Consider the following 15,954-nt stretch of genomic DNA (forward strand, 5'->3'; position numbering starts at 1 on the left):
CTGTCTTCTGCGGGTGGATCCGTCTCGACTATCCGCGCTGTTTCGAGGTGGATCCGTCCGCAGGAGACACGCGAATCGCTCGGCCTCAGTAGAGCGTGTTCTGGCTGACGAGAGGAGCCGCCTGAGTTCCCGGCAGAGGCGGTTCTTGAGGTGCGGCTGCGGGAGGCGAGGCCTCAGAAGGTACAACCGCAGCAGACGCCGCTTCACGCAGCGGAGGCACGGGCACTGCAGATGCAGGGTCTGCAGCTGCCGGCGCTGCGGATGTCGGGTCGGCGGGAGCCGGAGCCACCGGTGCGGCCTCTGCCGGTGCGGGCAGGGTGTCTGCGGGGACCGATTCGACGGAATTCGCGGCCGCCTGCACCGCGTCGGCTGGTGACGCAGCCGCCGGAATCGACGCTGCGGCCAGCGCCTCGGCGCTCTCCGCTTCGGGACTGCCGATGCTCGGGTCGGCGGGCGACGCTGCGCTCGGCGCTGCTGGCGCGGTGCCCGGTGCAGCGTTTCGGGGAGCCGCCTCGGTGGGGGCAGGATCGGTAGGCGTCCGACCGGTGGTCGGGATCGCCTCGGCGATGGCTTCGAACATGGCCAAGGTGCCGTGCTGGGCGGCCAGGCTCACCGGTTCAGGGTCGCTTGAGAGCTTGACACCGACGGTCTGCGTGGCGCGGTCGATGTAGAGCATCTGGCCATGAATGCCGATGCCGATGACGACGTCCCGGCTGGCCGAAGGCAACCAGAACTGGCTGCGGTACATGCCGCCCGGATAGGAACGCCCCGACGGGGATGCGGCGAAGATCTTCGCCGAGTCCTCGGCACCGGTGAAGATGTCGTCGACCCATTCCGCCGAGAGCACCCGTTCGCCGTTTTCGGTGGTGCCGCCGCGGGCGATCATCTCGCCGAAGCGGGCGAGGTCGCGCAAGGTCGCGCTGATGGCGCCGTCGGCGATCGATCCGCCCCACCGGTCCTGGCAGACTTGGGCGGCGTGGGCGGCACCGATCTTCGACCACACGTATTCGCTGGTGACGATGGAGAACGGCTGGCCGGTGACCGCCTCGGCGATCCAGGCGAGCACATCGGTCTCGCAGCTGCGGTAGACGAAAGCCGATCCGTGGTCACGCTCGCTGGTCAGTCCGGTGAGGAAGTTCTTGATCCCGTTCGCCGAGGCTGCCGTCCGCGGCGCGAAATCGACGGCTTCGAACAGGGCACGGATCTCTGAATCCTTCTCGAGGTATTCCTCGGAGAACTTGATTCCCGAGCGCATGTCGAGCAGGTCGCGGATGGTTGCCCCCGCGTAGCCGCTCTTCGCCAGAGCGGGCACATGCGTGGTGACGAGGTCGGTGGGGCGTAGCAGCCCGGCGTCGGCGAGCGCTCCGATGACGGTGGCCACGATGGACTTGCTCACGGAGAAGAGCATGTGCTGGCGGGCCGGCTTCATCGGCCAGGCGTATTCTTCGGCCAGTGCCATCCCGTTGCGGGTGACGAGCCAGGCGTCGGTGTGGGTGTTGGCCAGGACGTCGCCGACAGTGGTCCAATCTTCGTCGATCGCCGGCCACTTCTCGCGGTCGATGGTCAGCGGGCGGAAGTCGTTGTCGTCGGTGACGTATTCGCGCACAGGTCCGATGCCGCGCGGGATACCGCCGGTCGGGAAGATCTCCTGCATCCGGGTCAGGGCGAAGGCGAAGAACTCCGGCCATTTCCAGGTATCGAGGTCGATGCTCTCGAGTACCGCTTCGGAGGGGTCGACGATGGCGTCTTCGCTGGCCGATTCGAGTTCCCCGACATGCGGAAGAGTGATATCCGGCGCCGAGGCGGTTACGGCGTTCTCCTCCGACAGTCCAGCAGGTGCGGACCGAGGGTCGTGATTATGGTCGGAGTTCGCGTTCGTCGATACGCCCGGCGCCGCCTCGGCGGGGGTATCTGCAGTGGTGGAAATGCCTTTGGTATTGCCGGACAGTGCGCCGATGCGACGGTTCGGAGGGGTCGCCGGGCGGGGCAGAAGAGTCTCGTCTTCGCCTGCCATGTCACCTCCGCTGTCTCGACCTGGACTGCGCTGCGCATGCGCGCGGCCGTCCCGATGTGCAGGGAACAGACTACCGGTAGGAGGTGAAACTCCGTAGTCGAAGCGGGCCGATTCGGGCAACGCTGCACACACCAGAGTGAAGGTCCGGCTCCCTCACCAGGCGCGACACCGCAGATCATTACCAATCAGTTATTCACCTGACAGTTGGTCATGGTGCCGATGCGGCGCGCTCGGTTCCCGACTCACGGGCGCCACCTCGGCCCGCAACGACGGCTCAGCGTTTCACTTGTCGACCACTGCCCACATCGTCGTCGACTTCTCGCCGGCGACGAGAACGGTGCTGTAGCCGGAGGTCAGCTCATCGTATTGGTCAGCCTTGTGCTCTTCGACGAGTCTGCCGGTATCCGAGTCGTAGAAACTCGTCTTCTTGTTGTCGGTGAGTACGACCAGCCCGACGTCGGGCAATACTCCCTCGCCGCCCCATGGAGTCGTCGATCTGTAGTCGCCAGCATTCCACGCCGTCTTCCCGGTCGCCGCGTCGATCGCGATTACGCCTCCGTCGGGACCGGGCGCGAGTACCGCAGCCTTACCGCGGCTGTCGAAAGGCACTGTTCTGGGAGCCCCCGAGTAGAGAACGGTGTCGAAAGCCATCTCGGGTGCATCCGCAAACCATCCTTCCGGCGACCCGTCCGAGCCCTGATATTTGACCGCCGATGCAAACAGCTGCAGCTGCAGACACGCGGCCCGGCCTTCCGGCGTAAAGGTGAAGTCGGTCGAACACATCGGAACGGTCGTGTCCTCCATCGTCGCGGCGTTGGGGCCGGAGTCGGCGGCCAATGTCGCGCTGTCGGTCTCTTTGAGTCCAGCAGGAAGGGTCAGCTCAGCTGCTCTGCTGAACGCCTGGCGCATCGGGTCATCGGGGTCCTCGGCTCCGAAGAGGTAAGTCAGCGTGGTCTCATCGCTTGTCGGAAAGACGTCGAAGTGGTCGACTCCTGTGTCATCGATCGAGCGAGCGTCAGTGATGGGAACGGTGACATGGCGCCCGTCATCCAATGAGATCCGGGTGATCATGGAGTCCTCGCCGGACTTCCACGACATGACCGCGCTCTTCCTGTCCGGGGCGAGGTGGGTCAGCTTGCCGCCGAAAGTGCGACCGTCATCGTCAATCGACAGCGACGGCCAAGCCTCGGTCCCTGTGGATGGGTCGAGGGCGAACATCACCGCATTGCCGGCTTCGGAGGTGGGCGCGCAGTCTCCGTCCATTCGCATGCCGCTGTATTCGAGCAGAAGCAGATCATCCTCGCGAAGGCGATTGCCGAGACCTGTCGACCGAGAGCCGAACGCCATCTGCTCATGACACGCATCGTCGGGGCCGGGAATGTCGAATGACCAGGCTTCTTCGCCGTCTTCCCAGGTGTAGGCGGTCACCGTTCCCGAGTAGTCGTTGACGATCACCAGGTCTCCCGCGGAATAGGCTACTGAGCCTCCGCCTTCGTCATTGACGTAAGCGTCGATGCTCCACAGCTCTTTGCCTGCGGGGTCGATCGCCCGCAGCTTCTCTTCGACCCAGTCGGTGACGAGCGCATGCCCGGCACCATCGTCGACTGTCAGCGTGGCGTAGTAGTCGAGCTCGACCGGTTCGGCCAGGGTCGGGGTAGTCGTCGGCGACGGTGTGCCTGCAGGTTCACCGCCGTCGTTGCTGCACCCGCTCAGGGCCACCAAGCCTGCTGCCACGACCGCCGCCCACATCCGCTTCATGATGCGTCTCTCCTGCTCGTACCCGATTCATAGCTCGATCTTATGCGGCGGTAATCGCATTGGCACTTCGGGTGTGGTGAGTGGCCCATCGGTCACTCATCGAGAACTGTGAATCGCCTCAGCGTACAATGACGGCGAGAACTGGGATGTCAACGCCGATTTCCTGGTCAACATGATGAGGACAGAACTATGAAGATTCTCGCGCACGCTTTCACCATGGTCCCCACGGATGACCTCTTCGATGCTGTCTCCGCCCACGTAGCGGGCGGGCTCAACGTCTATTGGCGGCCCGATCCGCGGACTGCGTTGTTAGGAGTCAACGACCGCGCCTGCGTGATGGTCGAAGATGATCCGGCTGAACGTGCGCTTGGGCCCGGTCCGGTGCTGCTGGTCGACGATGTCACGAGGATGGCGGACACCATTTCACTCGCGTGGTTCGAAGACACACACGACACAGCTGATTGCGAGGAGGACAAGAGCCATGGGAAATGATGCGGGAGTTTCTGCTGTGACGACCACAGGGTTCACATTGCAGGTCTACGTGCCGACCGACGAGACTGCCGCAGCGCGTTCGTTCTACAGTTCGCTGTTTGGCCGCGAGCCGGAGTTCGAGCCGCACGACGACTTCTTCGAGTGGTCGCCGATCGCTGGTCAGGAATGCTGGTATCAGGTGTCGGGGAAAGACCCAGCATCCCCATTGCTCAACAGAGTACGTTTTCGCGTACTCGATCTGAGCGAGGCATTGTCGTTCCTCGACTCCTCCGGGATAATGCGGTCCGAACCGTCACAGCTGCCGGAGGTCGTCGCTTTTGTGGACTTTACAGATCCCTGGGGCAACCGGCTCGGCTACTACCAAGACCTGGTGCCAAGTGGTCAGCAACAGGAATACCGAGGCACCTCGGTCAACGATGAAGCGCAGTTCACTCGGTTCGCGAACGAGTAAGCGAGCTCGGCCAGCGTGTGAGAATCGCCAGAGAATCGCCGAGAAACGGGCTGAGCGTCGAGAAACGCATGTGCACACCCGTTTTTCGACACGCAGCCCGTTTCTCGGCGGAGGCCGCGAGAGGCGCTGCCTCTACACCAGCCCCTGGTCCTCGGCGACGCGGATGGCGCGGGCACGGGAATCCACGCCGAGCTTCGTGAACACATTGACGAGGTGACTCTTCACAGTCGCCTCGGTGACGAAGAGCTCCTGCGCGATCTGCGCGTTCGACGCCCCGGTGGCCAAGAGTCTGACGACGTCACGTTCGCGCCGGGTCAGCTTCGGACTGGGATTGCGCATCGCGGCGAAGACCTTCGACGAGATCTCCGGAGGCATGTAGGTCTCCCCCTTCGCCGCCTTCTCGATCGCCGTCGAGATGTCCCCCGGGTCGATGTCCTTGAGCAGGTACCCCGAGGCCCCGGCGTTGATCGCGGCGATGATCTCCGAGTCGAGGTCGAAGGTGGTGAGGATGAGCACCGCCGGCGGGTTCGCCTTCGCGCGCAGCCGCTTCGTCACCTCGATGCCGTCAATCCCCTCCCCCAGCCGCAGGTCGCAGAGGACGACGTCGGGGTCGAGTTCGTCGACGATCGTCAGCGCCTCCTCTCCGCTGCCGGCCTCACCGATCACAGCGATGTGGTCCGGTGCGTCGATGACGGACTTCAGACCCGCCCGCACGACCGGGTGATCGTCGACGAGGATGACTCGGATGCTCATGCGTTCTCTCCTGTGTCGGTGCGCGTTTCTTCATCAGCGGTGCCGAGTCCCTCACCCCGGGTGTGCAGCTGGGATTGGCCGGGCAGGGTCGCCGAGATCGCGAACCCTGAGCCCTGACTCGATTCGATGACGAGTTCCCCGCCGAGTTCGCGCATCCTCGAGCCGATGAAGTCGAGGCCGAATCCCGAATCGGGGTTCCTCTGTCGATTGTGCGGATCGGCCATTCCGACCCCGTCGTCGACGATGTCCATCCTGATTGCCCCGTCGAGGTCCATGAGGCTGACCATCACTCTCGTGGCCTGCGAATGCTGCCGAACGTTGGCCAGAGCCGATTGCGCGGTGCGCAGCAGCGCCACCTCCGCCTCGGCGGACAGGGTCGGCAGGGTCTCGTCGACGTCGAGGCGGCCCGCGATCGAGCTGTCCTCCTCCAGCCTGGCGAGCAGCCGCCGGATCGCCGCGGTCAGCGCACCGTCCTCCAGTTCGGCCGGGGCAAGGGCGGCGATGATGCGGCGGACATCCCGGGAGCTCTGCGCGGCGAGGTCCTCGACCTGGGCGAGCACCTGCCCGGCGTGATTATCGGTGGTGCGCTCCGCCTCGGCGTGGGCGATGAGGCGGATCGACGAGATCGACTGCGCGATCGTGTCGTGGATGTCGCGGGAGACACGGGTGCGCTCCTGGATCTCGCCGGCATGCCGCTGAGTCAGGGCGAGTTCGTCCTGGAGGTCGAGCAGGTTCTGGTGGGCGAGCTCGAGGGAACGCAGCAGCTCCTCCCGACGACGACCTTCACGGAGGAGTTCGATGTAGCCGCGGGAGAGCCCGAGGGCGAAAACGGCACCGATGAGCGAGCCGATGATGCTCGGCGGGAGCACCTGACCATAGTGGGCCAGCGGCGCGACGATGGTCGCGATATAGGTCAGGGCAGTGAAGACGATGGCGATGCGCAGGGAGAAGAGGTGGCCGGCGAGCAGCCAGAGGAGGAAGGCGACCCAGATGAACTCGGCGGAGACGAGCAGGGTGCACAGCCACGCTGCGGCGAGGACGATGAGCCACCATTTCGCCAGCACCAGCGCACCGGTTCGGGCGGCGCGGACCGCGCCCAGGGCGTACCAGGCGAGGAAGACGATGCTCACTGCGATCGCGGCGAGCATCGGGGCGCCGGTGGTGATCGCGCGGATGCAGGAGATGAGCATGAGGACGAGCGCGATGGCGTGCTGGCCGATCTCCATCGTCCGTTCCGTCCATTTGCGTGCGCCCACGCTGCCACCTTCCTGCAGATCGGCCTCGGCGACGAACGTGCCGAAACGGTGATCCAGTGCTGTCATGATCTCCCTGCCAACTCAATCACATCCGGAACCCCGGTGGTATGACATCTGCGCCGTCCGGTGCGGAAACCGAGTGGGCCCGGGCGACGATCTGCGTCGTCGCCCGGGCCCACCCAGCGTGACGGTTCAGTGCTTGCCGTGGTGAATCCCGGAACCGGAGTCCGCGAATTCCTTCTCGGCGAGCAGATGGGTGGAGTGTTCGTCACCGTCAGCCGCACCAACTGCCGCATGCTCGTGGAAGTGCGTGATCGCCTTGTTCGGCCACCACATCTTGTTGCCCACGAGCCCGAAGATCGAGGGCACGATGACGGTGCGGACGATGATCGTGTCGACGAGCACGCCGACTCCGACGATGAGGCCGAGCTGGCCGAGGACCATCAGCGGCAGCATGCCCAGTGCCGCGAACACTCCGGCCAGGACGATGCCGGCACTCGTGATGACTCCACCGGTGTGGGCGACGGCTTCGACCATACCCTGGCGTCCGCCGTGGAAGACGGACTCCTTCTTCGCACGGTGGGCGAGGAAGATCGAGTAGTCGATGCCGAGTGCCACGAGGAAGAGGAACGCGAGGATCGGCACCTGCGCATCGAGCGCGGATTGGCCGAAGATCGTCCGCGACAGGAATGCCCCGAGTCCGATCGCCGCGGCCGAGGACACCACGTTGACGAGCAGCAGAGTGAACGCCGCGATGGGTGCGCGGAGGATGCCGAGCAGGATGATGAAGCTGATCGCCAGGACCATCGGGACGATCGTGACGAAGTCCGTCCGGTTGCCGTCGCGGGCGTCGAGCTCCGTGGCCGCGGCCCCTCCCACCTGGGCGTTCGCACCGTCAATGGCGTGGACATCGCTGCGGATGTCCTCGACGAGGTCGAGTCCCTTGGCGCTGTCGGGTTCGAACTCACCGGTGACCATGATCTTCGTGACGGAAGTGCCGTCGATTGTCGTGTCCTCGATCGCCGAGGCGCGTACGACGCCGTCCATATCGCTGACCGAATCGACGACGTCATCGGCATGGTCGGCATCGGCGACGATCCAGATCGGCTGGGATTCCCCGGGCGGGAAATGGTCGGCGAGGACGTCGAGGCCTTGAGCCGATTCGGACTGGACCCGGAACTTCTCGGTCTGGTCGAGACCGATCGAGGATCCGATGAACCCGGTGGCCATGACACCGAGGATGACGATCCCGGCACCGAGGTGGAGCCCCGGTCTGCGGACCACGCGGGTGGCGATCGTGCGCCAGATCGAAGGCTTGGCCACACTCGCAGGTGCGGTGGCACGGGTGGCGGCGGCCGCCTCGGCGGGGGTGAGCTCTTCATCCACAGTCGCTTCTGCTTTCGGGATGAAGGGCCAGAACATCGTCTTGCCGCAGATCGCGAGCACGGGCGGCAGCGCGAAGAGGACGGCGGCTGCGGAGATGAGCAGGCCGACGGCCGCGGTGATGCCCAGGCCGCGGGTGCCGGGGATGATCGCGAAGACGAGGCTGAGCAGGGACAGGACGACCGTGAGATTCGAGGCGAGGATCGTCGACGCGGTGTGGGTCCACGCCTCGGCGAGGGCGGTGCGGTGGTCGGTGACTCGGCGCAGCTCCTCGCGGTAGCGGGAGATGAACAGCAGTGCGTAGTTGGCTCCCGCGCCGAAGACGAGGACGCTGATGATGCCCGCATCGAATTGCAGGTCGAGCCAGTCGCCGACGGCCGCGGTCACGGTCGAGGCGAGTCCGTCGGCGGTGCCGATGACGATGAGCGGCAACAGCCACAGGACCGGCGAACGGTAGGTGATGATGAGCAGCAGGGCGACGATGACGACGGTGACGATGAGCAGGGTGAAGTCCGCACCGTTGAACGCCGAGGCGATGTCGGCGCCGATCGCGGGGCCGCCTGTGACCAGCAGAGACATGCCGTCGCCGGTGAGCGACTGGGCGGTCTGGTCATCGGCGATGGCGGTGCGCAGGTCGTCGACGGTCTCAGCGGTGTCGGAGTTCGTCAGGCCCACCGTGATCGGCACCATGAGCAGCGCGGCCTGTTTGTCGTCGCTGAGGATCGGCCCGGTGACGGCCGCAGTGGATTCGTCGCCGACGGAATCGCCGAGCGAACTGCCGAGCTTCTTCAGCTGCGCTTGGTCGTCGGCGGAGAGTTCGGATCCGTCCTCGTTCGAAGCCACGACCATGACGGACTGTTTGTCCGCCTCGGGGAACTTATCGAGGATTGTCTGGGCCTGAGTCGATTCGGAGTCGGCCGGAGCAGTTTCGCTGGGTCGGTCCTCCCCTGCCCCGGACAGGAGTCCGAAGAGCAGTGCGACGAGGACGACGACCCCGCCGAGGACGAGCCACGAACCGCGCTTCGATGTCAGCGTATGTGCGGTTTTCGCCAGTGGTGAGTTCATGACTCCAGTCCATCAATCTGAGGAGTCACACACATCGCCTGTGAGTTCGGTTCCGGCCTGCAACTTTCGATGGAGAAAACGCGCTGACCTGGAGTGATGCTTGCGGCTGAGGTTACGGCACGGGTGGAGAGTCAGCGGCTCAGGCGAGCTCGACCCCTGCCTTTTCGACCTCCGCGAGTGCCGCCGTGCTCGAGTCTTCTCCGACGCCCGCGATGAGGTCGGTGAGCACTCGAACGCTCAGTCCCGCGCTCAGCGAATCGAGGGCGGAAGCGCGTACGCAATGGTCGGTGGCGATGCCGACGACGTCCACCTCGGTGATGGTGAGTTCGGTGAGAAGCTCGCCGAGGCGGCTCCCCGTGTCCGTGATCCCCTGGAACGCCGAATAGTCGGGTTTGCCCTGGCCCTTGCGCACCTCGTGGGTGATGGCCGAGGTGTCGAGCAGCGGGTCGAATTCGGCGCCAGTCGTGCCGGCGACACAGTGGACGGGCCAGGAATCGACGAAGTCCGGGGAGTCGCTGAAGTGGCCGCCGTTGTCGTTGTCGGCATCGTGCCAGTCGCGGGAGGCGATGACGGCGTCATAGTCGCCGGCATGTGCGGCGAGGTGGGCGCTGATGCCTTCGGCGACAGCGTCGCCGCCGGTCACACCGAGCGCGCCGCCTTCGGTGAAGTCATTTTGGACATCGACGATGAGGAGTGCCTTGGCCATGCCTCGAGCATAGGCGTTTCCCGGCCGATTTCCAGGGATGCGGCGGATTCAGACCCAGTCTCGGGCTTCGAAGATGCGGTGGTAGATGCCGCGGACCGCGGCCTGCTTGCGGGCGTTGTAGCCCATGACCGTTTCCCCGACCGCGTTCGATTCCTCGGCCGCGGTGCGTTTCGCCGACTCGTAGATCCCGCGTTCGTCCTCATGCTCCCGCAGCCAATCTCGGAACAGCCGCATCCGCGCTACTTCCGCGCACCGGGGTCCGAAGACATGGAGATTGCAGTCCAGCTGCCCGGGTTCCGGATCGAGTCGTTTGAGCATCCGGTGCTCGTACCAGGCGGGTTCACGGATGGTGAGAACGAATCCTGCCTCGGCGAGCGCAGGGACATAGTCCTCTTCGGCGGTGAGATCGGCGACGACGAGGGCGATGTCGATGATCGGCTTCGCCGGCAACCCCGGCACCGAGGTGGACCCAACGTGGTCGATGCCGACGACCGAACCGCTCGGGGCCAGTGCCCGACGGATCCGGTGGGCCGCCTCGGCGAAATGGTCGGCCCAAGCGGGATCGTGGTCGATGATCTCGATCGTGGCCGGAGAAGTAGTCGGCCGCACCCAGAGGTTCGGATCCTTGACGTCGTTGAAGGTGATGATGTCAGCATTCGAAGCTGACATCGGTTCGGCGGGCACACCGTCCGCAACCTCCGACTCGGAGGAATCATCGGCGGACGAGTGCGTCATGCCTCAGGCCTGCTTGAGGGCGCGCTTCTCGGCCTTCTTCGCGGCCTTCTTGGCGGCCTTCTCGATGGCCTTGGTGTTGTCACTGTCTCCGGCGATGAGGAGCAGTCCGCCGAGTGCGGCGAGGTTCTTCGAGAACTGGGTCTGGTGGGCCTTCGCGTCTCCGCCTTCCATCTCCCAGAAGGAGTGTCCGGCCAGCGTGGTCGGGATGAGGGAGCCTGCGAGCGCCAGTGCCGAAAGCTTCGGCTTGATGCCGAGCAGCAGGGTGGCACCGGCGAGGATCTGCACTCCGCCGTTGATGCGCACGAGCAGTTCGTTGTCGTCGGGAAGTCCGGGCACGTATTCGCGGATGGCGTCCAGGGTCGATTCGGCCATCGCCGCCTTGCCCGCAGGATCCTTCACAGCCGAGAGTCCGCCGGTGATGAAGATCGGTGCGGTGAGCATGCGTCCTGCCGTCTGCATCAATGATGGGCCAAAAATCACAAAAGACTCCTTAGGTCTATGGGGTTTCTGAGCCTAACGGACGCCGGGGCCGGGCCTCAATTTCGAGGCCGGCCCCGGCGTCATATTTCGATGGTGATCAGACGGTCTGCCGGGGATCAGGTGCGGCGGGGGTAGCCTTCTTGATCCCCAGCTCCGGCTGCTTCCGGAACTGCCCCGTCAGAACGAGTGTGGCGATGACGACGGCGGAGATGATCCAACCCGAAACCCCGAGGAGAGTCATGAGCGCAGGGTCGGGAGTCGAGGCCCCCGCATCGATGACCAAGGCCAGCAACATGCCGGTGGATCCGTTGAGTGCGGCGTGGGCGAAGACGGCCGGCCACACGGATCCGGTGCGCAGGCGCAGCCACCCGAAGAGGATGCCGACTATGATGCAGCCGCCGACCATGAGTCCCAGGCCGGTGATGTCGGGGCGGTTGAAGTTGTAGCCGAGCAGGATGAGCGGTGCGTGCCACAGACCCCAGACGACACCGACGATGAGCAGAGCCGGCCAGGTGCCCAGGGGGCGGAGGCTGGTGAGCAGCCATCCTCTCCAGCCGAATTCCTCACCGATCGTGACGAAGCAATTGGATACCGAGCCTGCGAGCATGAGCAGCAGATAACCGAGGATAGCGACCGCAATCGGCACCGACTCCATACCCGGGAGTGTGGCCAATTGTTCCTTGAACGCGGACAGCCCGGTGAGGTCGAGCGTGAGCCAACCGAACGCAGCGCTGACCAGATAGCCGAGGACGACGAGAACCATGATGCCGAAGAAGGCCGCGACGGTCACCCCGATGACTCGACCGAAGGGACGCAACGGCCAGAAGCCGAAGTAGCGCGGAGCGCTGGCCAAGACCTCTCCCCTGGCACGGGCGCGGCGGCGCTGGACGATGGAGGCGACGATGCTGGCAACCAGAGGTGTGAACATCATGAGTCCGCCGAAGACCGTCACGGCGAGCGGGTCGCTGATGCCCTCGCCCGAAGTCCACAGCGGCAAGCAGGCCAGCCACGCGAGGCCGAAGGCAATGACGGCGAAGACTCCGATCTCGAGCCACGGCACCCGGGAAGGCACGACGGCGAGTGGGCGCCCTTTCGCGTCGACCTTCTCGGTGGGGGCAGACCGGTCGGACGGGTACTCAGTGGGGGTGGACCGGTTGGCCAAAGTTGCGGCCGGGCCCGACTCAGCCGGATTCGAACCCGGCGTCTCGGCGGTCGGTCCGGTCGCCTCGGCGAATCCTGCCTGAGTGTGCGTCTGCGTGTTCACGGTTCCTCCTCGTTCCTGCACTGTGTCCACCGGTTCGACGGTGATCCGTGCCTGTGATTCCACGCTATGACTCGCGGTCGCCCGGCACCTCCGCCGCGAGGCGGAAATCGCGATCAGCCGCTCGGACGAGAACGCTTCCGCAGGTGAGAATCGGAGATACGATGCGAACAGCACAGGATCAACGACGATTCGAATGAAGGAACTGCATCATGTCCGATCTCCCCTCGAATGCCCACCATCCCGCGGGCGCTCACACCTCCGCCGGCAATCGTGCCGACGGCCATCTCTCCGATTCCGATCACCTCGCCGTCCTCGGCTACGGTGACTCGTTCGAGCGGTCGATGAGCCCGTGGGCGAACTTCGCTCTCGGCTTCACCTATCTCTCACCGCTCGTCGGCGTGTATTCGCTGCTGGCCGTCGCACTGTCGACCGGTGGTCCGCCCTCGATCTGGTGGATCGTCATTGTTGCCTGCGGGCAGCTGCTCGTCGCCCTCGTCTTCGGCGAAGTCGTCTCCCAGTTCCCCATCGCCGGTGGAATCTACCCATGGGCGAGGCGGCTGTGGAGCAAGCGGTATGCCTGGATGGCCGCATGGATCTACATCTGCGCGCTCATCGTCACAATCACCTCGGTGGCGGAGTTCGGTGCCGGGTTCCTCGCAAGCCTCTTCGGCCTCGAACTCAGCCGCAACTCCACTCTGTTCCTCGGCCTTGGACTCCTCGTCCTCGCCTTGGCGATCAACTTCTCGGGCACGAAATGGTTGGCCCGCATCGCGCGCATCGGCCTCTTCGCCGAACTCATCGGCGTCATCGGGCTCGGCCTGTTCCTGCTCATCTTCGAACGCAAGCACAGCTTCTCCGTCTTCTTCGACACCATGGGGACCGCCGGTGACGGCAGCTACCTGCCCGTCTTCATGGGAGCCGCAGTCGCCGGGCTCTTCCTCTTCTACGGTTTCGAAGCGTGCGGTGACGTCGCCGAGGAGGTGTCAAATCCGGCCCGCGGCATTCCGAAGGCGATGCTCATGACGATCTTCGTCGGGGCGATCTCTGCGCTGTTCTCCTTCGGCGGGTATGTGCTCGCGGCACCGAATCTCGAGGAGATCGTCGCCGGCGAGGTCGCCGACCCGATTCCCGCGATCCTCGCCGGCAGCCTCGGCGATGCCGGTGCGAAGATCTTCCTGCTCGTTGCGATCCTCGCGTTCATCTCGTGTGTGCTCAGCCTGCAGGCCGCTGCATCGAGGCTGATCTTCAGCTTCGCCCGCGACGGAATGATGCCCGGGCACACGTGGCTGTCGAAGGTCACCGACGGGACGAAGATCCCACACAACGCTCTCATCGTCGCCGGCACGGCACCCGCTCTCATCTGCGTGCTCATCTGGTTCAACGACGGAATCCTCGTCGCTGTGACCTCGTTTGCCATCCTCGGCATCTACCTCGCCTTCCAGATGGTCGTCCTCGGGGCGCTGCGTCAGAGGGTCAAGGGGTGGAAGCCGGCGGGGCCGTGGTCGCTGGGAGGCTGGGGCATCGTCGTCAACATCGCGGCCTTGGCGTACGGCATCTTCGCGATGGTCCTGCTCTCGCTTCCCGGCGATTCCGGATCGTTCTTCGCCGACTGGATCGTGCTCATCGGTCTGGTCGTCGTGCTTGTCGCCGGATTCATCTACCTGTTCACGGCACGTCCGGATCGGAAGTCCGACGCCCCCGAAGGTGACGCCATCGCCGTCGCCGAGGCGATCCGCACCCACCGCGCGAAGCAGTAGGTGGCGCGGGGGCGGGCGTGGCCGCTTCCCCGAATAGTGGTCACAAACGGACACTGTGCTCGAATTCAGGTCACCATCGGATACTTTCTGGCTCGATAAATGTCCGATGGTGACCTAATTCTCTAGCCCGGAAGTCCGATGGTGACCACTATTTCGCGCACACCCTATGCCGCCCTGACTACGCGTCTCGTTGAGTCCACTCGCACACACACTCCTGTGCAGAGTTTCATTCGAGCCGTCGCCGGGACACGCGAAGCTGCTCCTTGACTCTCTGGGGTCGCCGAAGGTCGCAACCGACTCCGCCTCATCTGAGTGTGGACAATGACCGGGCTCAGGCGCATACGGGCTGTGGATGCAGAACGGTTGCCCACAGCCGCCTCATGCAGGACTTCCCGTACGGTGAGCCCCAGTGAACGATCTGTGCATGAAGCACCCTCTGAATTATGCCGACTATCCAGCAATCGTCTCGGTCTCCGAAGCTCGTGCACGAGGCGCCTCCGACTACGACATTCGCTCCGGCCGCAAGTTCCCGCCAGCTGCCTGGGGACTTCGCTTCGACGACACCGCCCCCACTGAGTTTCCGGTTCCGACTTGGGCAGATGATGACTGGATCAATGAAGTTCAACTGCTGCTCGCCATGGCCCACAGGCACCCGGGAGTCGTCGCATGCCGTGAAACGGCAGCACGGCTGTTCGGGTGGCCGGTGCCAGGCTCCAGCAACCGACACATTCTCCGTCTGGCGACGTCGGACATCAACAAACGCATTCGCAGAAGAGGCGTGACGCTTCATCGGATGAGAAGCCTCAGACGAACCGGTTTCCTGGGTCTTCCGGTTCTGAGTCCACTGCAGGTATTCAGTCAGTTTGCTTCCGTCTGCTCCGTGGAGTCGCTGGTGAAGATCGGAGACGCGGCGATCGGCGACTGGAAGAGCCCACCGCAATTCACACTGCTGTCTCTGGTCGAGCACGTCGCCGAGACGAGGCACCTCAGGGCCAGATCGAAGCTCAAGGCCGCTGTTGAACTCATTCGGGAAGATGTCGACTCGCCGATGGAGACAGACCTCCGCCTGTGGGCCGTGTCCCGAGGCCTTCCGGAACCTGCCGTCCACCCCGCCGTCTACTGCCCGACGATCGACCGGACCCTGCATCCCGACCTCGGCTACCCGAAGGAGAAACTCGCATTGGAGTACGAGGGAGACTTTCACAGGACATCAGAGGGACAGTGGGCCGCTGATATCGACCGAGTCAACGCACTGAAAGCCGCCGGCTGGACGGTATTGCGAGTAACGAAGTCGACCAATCGCCGTCAACTTGAACGCGACATCCGCCGACATCTCGGACTGCAGTGAAAAATGTAGGTCAGCATCGGACATTTCTGGCGTCGAAAAGTGTCCGATGTTGACCTAAGTTCTGCCACTAGTGTCCGATGCTGACTTATATCTACGCGCAAGTATCCAATTGCGACCTGCTGTTTCGGGTGAAGCCAGCTTCGTCGGCAGATACCGCGAGCGGAGGTACCACGCTGGCAGCAGACCGGATAGCGGCCGCCAGCACCGTCGCGCCGCCTGCTCTGCCTCAGACCCCGAACTCTGGCGCGAAGGCCAAAGCGCCCGCAGGCACCTCGCCGGCCAACGGCATCGCCATGAGCGCCTCGTAGGGAACCTCGACGTGCAGGGTGATGCCGAAGCCCGAGGCCGGTGTGAACCTGAAGCGCGGGTAGTACTCGGCGTGGCCGAGGACCACGGCGAATGCCTCCCCGCGGCGGGCAGCCTCGGCCAGCAGCGCCTCGATGACGGCGGTGCCGACACCGGTACGCTGATGCTCGGGCCACACGGAACAGG

14 protein-coding genes are annotated in these 15,954 nt (G+C 64.6%); 4 read left to right on the forward strand and 10 right to left on the reverse strand.

Features of this window, described 5'->3' with window-relative positions:
- Positions 1–85: 85 nt before the first annotated feature.
- Together QYM46_RS16580 and QYM46_RS16585 are read right to left on the reverse strand one after the other, a co-directional pair.
- Entirely contained in the window at positions 86–2,014 is a 1,929-nt protein-coding gene (locus tag QYM46_RS16580; RefSeq protein ID WP_432789843.1) for a serine hydrolase domain-containing protein, read from the reverse strand.
- A 282-nt stretch (positions 2,015–2,296) separates the two neighbouring features.
- Complete coding sequence (locus QYM46_RS16585) at positions 2,297–3,772, reverse strand: PQQ-binding-like beta-propeller repeat protein (RefSeq protein ID WP_432789844.1); 1,476 nt, start codon at positions 3,770–3,772, stop codon at positions 2,297–2,299.
- Positions 3,773–3,961: 189 nt separating this feature from the next.
- Here QYM46_RS16585 and QYM46_RS16590 point away from each other — a divergent pair, with 189 nt between their 5' ends.
- Together QYM46_RS16590 and QYM46_RS16595 are read left to right on the forward strand one after the other, a co-directional pair.
- A complete protein-coding gene (locus tag QYM46_RS16590) occupies positions 3,962–4,264 on the forward strand; it encodes a hypothetical protein (RefSeq protein ID WP_432789845.1) in 303 nt (100 codons plus the stop codon).
- Positions 4,254–4,715 (forward strand): VOC family protein, encoded by a 462-nt coding sequence (locus QYM46_RS16595; protein ID WP_432789846.1) that lies wholly within the window; start codon positions 4,254–4,256, stop codon positions 4,713–4,715. The genes QYM46_RS16590 and QYM46_RS16595 overlap by 11 nt, the downstream gene beginning before the upstream one ends.
- A 132-nt stretch (positions 4,716–4,847) precedes the next feature.
- On the opposite strand, the gene QYM46_RS16600 is transcribed toward QYM46_RS16595, so the two are convergent.
- From QYM46_RS16600 to QYM46_RS16630, 7 genes are all read right to left on the reverse strand, one after another.
- On the reverse strand, positions 4,848–5,468 hold the full coding sequence (locus QYM46_RS16600; RefSeq protein ID WP_169253318.1) for a response regulator: 621 nt from the start codon (positions 5,466–5,468) through the stop codon (positions 4,848–4,850).
- Positions 5,465–6,790 (reverse strand): histidine kinase, encoded by a 1,326-nt coding sequence (locus tag QYM46_RS16605; protein WP_432789847.1) that lies wholly within the window; start codon positions 6,788–6,790, stop codon positions 5,465–5,467. Before QYM46_RS16605 ends, QYM46_RS16600 begins: the two co-directional genes overlap by 4 nt.
- 126 nt (positions 6,791–6,916) lie before the next feature.
- Positions 6,917–9,172 (reverse strand): MMPL family transporter, encoded by a 2,256-nt coding sequence (locus tag QYM46_RS16610; protein WP_432789848.1) that lies wholly within the window; start codon positions 9,170–9,172, stop codon positions 6,917–6,919.
- 139 nt (positions 9,173–9,311) lie between these two features.
- Positions 9,312–9,878, reverse strand: coding sequence for an isochorismatase family protein (locus QYM46_RS16615; protein ID WP_432789849.1), 567 nt, complete (start codon positions 9,876–9,878; stop codon positions 9,312–9,314).
- Between the two features lie 48 nt (positions 9,879–9,926).
- Positions 9,927–10,613, reverse strand: coding sequence for a GrpB family protein (locus tag QYM46_RS16620; RefSeq protein WP_432789850.1), 687 nt, complete (start codon positions 10,611–10,613; stop codon positions 9,927–9,929).
- A gap of 3 nt (positions 10,614–10,616) precedes the next feature.
- Positions 10,617–11,054 (reverse strand): DoxX family protein, encoded by a 438-nt coding sequence (locus QYM46_RS16625; protein WP_432789851.1) that lies wholly within the window; start codon positions 11,052–11,054, stop codon positions 10,617–10,619.
- A gap of 136 nt (positions 11,055–11,190) precedes the next feature.
- A complete protein-coding gene (locus tag QYM46_RS16630) occupies positions 11,191–12,357 on the reverse strand; it encodes a lysostaphin resistance A-like protein (protein WP_432789852.1) in 1,167 nt (388 codons plus the stop codon).
- A 209-nt stretch (positions 12,358–12,566) separates the two neighbouring features.
- On the opposite strand from QYM46_RS16630, the gene QYM46_RS16635 reads away from it, so the two are divergent.
- A complete protein-coding gene (locus tag QYM46_RS16635) occupies positions 12,567–14,114 on the forward strand; it encodes an APC family permease (RefSeq protein WP_432789853.1) in 1,548 nt (515 codons plus the stop codon).
- A gap of 892 nt (positions 14,115–15,006) precedes the next feature.
- The gene (locus tag QYM46_RS16640; protein WP_432789854.1) at positions 15,007–15,462 is read left to right on the forward strand and encodes a hypothetical protein; all 456 of its coding nucleotides are present in this window, start codon (positions 15,007–15,009) and stop codon (positions 15,460–15,462) included.
- A gap of 226 nt (positions 15,463–15,688) precedes the next feature.
- On the opposite strand, the gene QYM46_RS16645 is transcribed toward QYM46_RS16640, so the two are convergent.
- On the reverse strand, positions 15,689–15,946 hold the full coding sequence (locus QYM46_RS16645; protein WP_432789855.1) for a GNAT family N-acetyltransferase: 258 nt from the start codon (positions 15,944–15,946) through the stop codon (positions 15,689–15,691).
- Positions 15,947–15,954: the final 8 nt, after the last annotated feature.

Source organism: Brevibacterium sp. K11IcPPYGO002 (assembly GCF_050920635.1).
In the GTDB taxonomy this organism is placed as follows: domain Bacteria; phylum Actinomycetota; class Actinomycetes; order Actinomycetales; family Brevibacteriaceae; genus Brevibacterium.

Coding starts and splice junctions, on each gene's coding strand:
- QYM46_RS16580 (WP_432789843.1), bottom strand. CDS start 2,014: ATGGCAGGCGAAGACGAGACTCTTCTGCCCCGCCCGGCGACCCCTCCG.
- QYM46_RS16585 (WP_432789844.1), bottom strand. CDS start 3,772: ATGAAGCGGATGTGGGCGGCGGTCGTGGCAGCAGGCTTGGTGGCCCTG.
- QYM46_RS16590 (WP_432789845.1), top strand. CDS start 3,962: ATGAAGATTCTCGCGCACGCTTTCACCATGGTCCCCACGGATGACCTC.
- QYM46_RS16595 (WP_432789846.1), top strand. CDS start 4,254: ATGGGAAATGATGCGGGAGTTTCTGCTGTGACGACCACAGGGTTCACA.
- QYM46_RS16600 (WP_169253318.1), bottom strand. CDS start 5,468: ATGAGCATCCGAGTCATCCTCGTCGACGATCACCCGGTCGTGCGGGCG.
- QYM46_RS16605 (WP_432789847.1), bottom strand. CDS start 6,790: ATGACAGCACTGGATCACCGTTTCGGCACGTTCGTCGCCGAGGCCGAT.
- QYM46_RS16610 (WP_432789848.1), bottom strand. CDS start 9,172: ATGAACTCACCACTGGCGAAAACCGCACATACGCTGACATCGAAGCGC.
- QYM46_RS16615 (WP_432789849.1), bottom strand. CDS start 9,878: ATGGCCAAGGCACTCCTCATCGTCGATGTCCAAAATGACTTCACCGAA.
- QYM46_RS16620 (WP_432789850.1), bottom strand. CDS start 10,613: ATGACGCACTCGTCCGCCGATGATTCCTCCGAGTCGGAGGTTGCGGAC.
- QYM46_RS16625 (WP_432789851.1), bottom strand. CDS start 11,054: ATGCTCACCGCACCGATCTTCATCACCGGCGGACTCTCGGCTGTGAAG.
- QYM46_RS16635 (WP_432789853.1), top strand. CDS start 12,567: ATGTCCGATCTCCCCTCGAATGCCCACCATCCCGCGGGCGCTCACACC.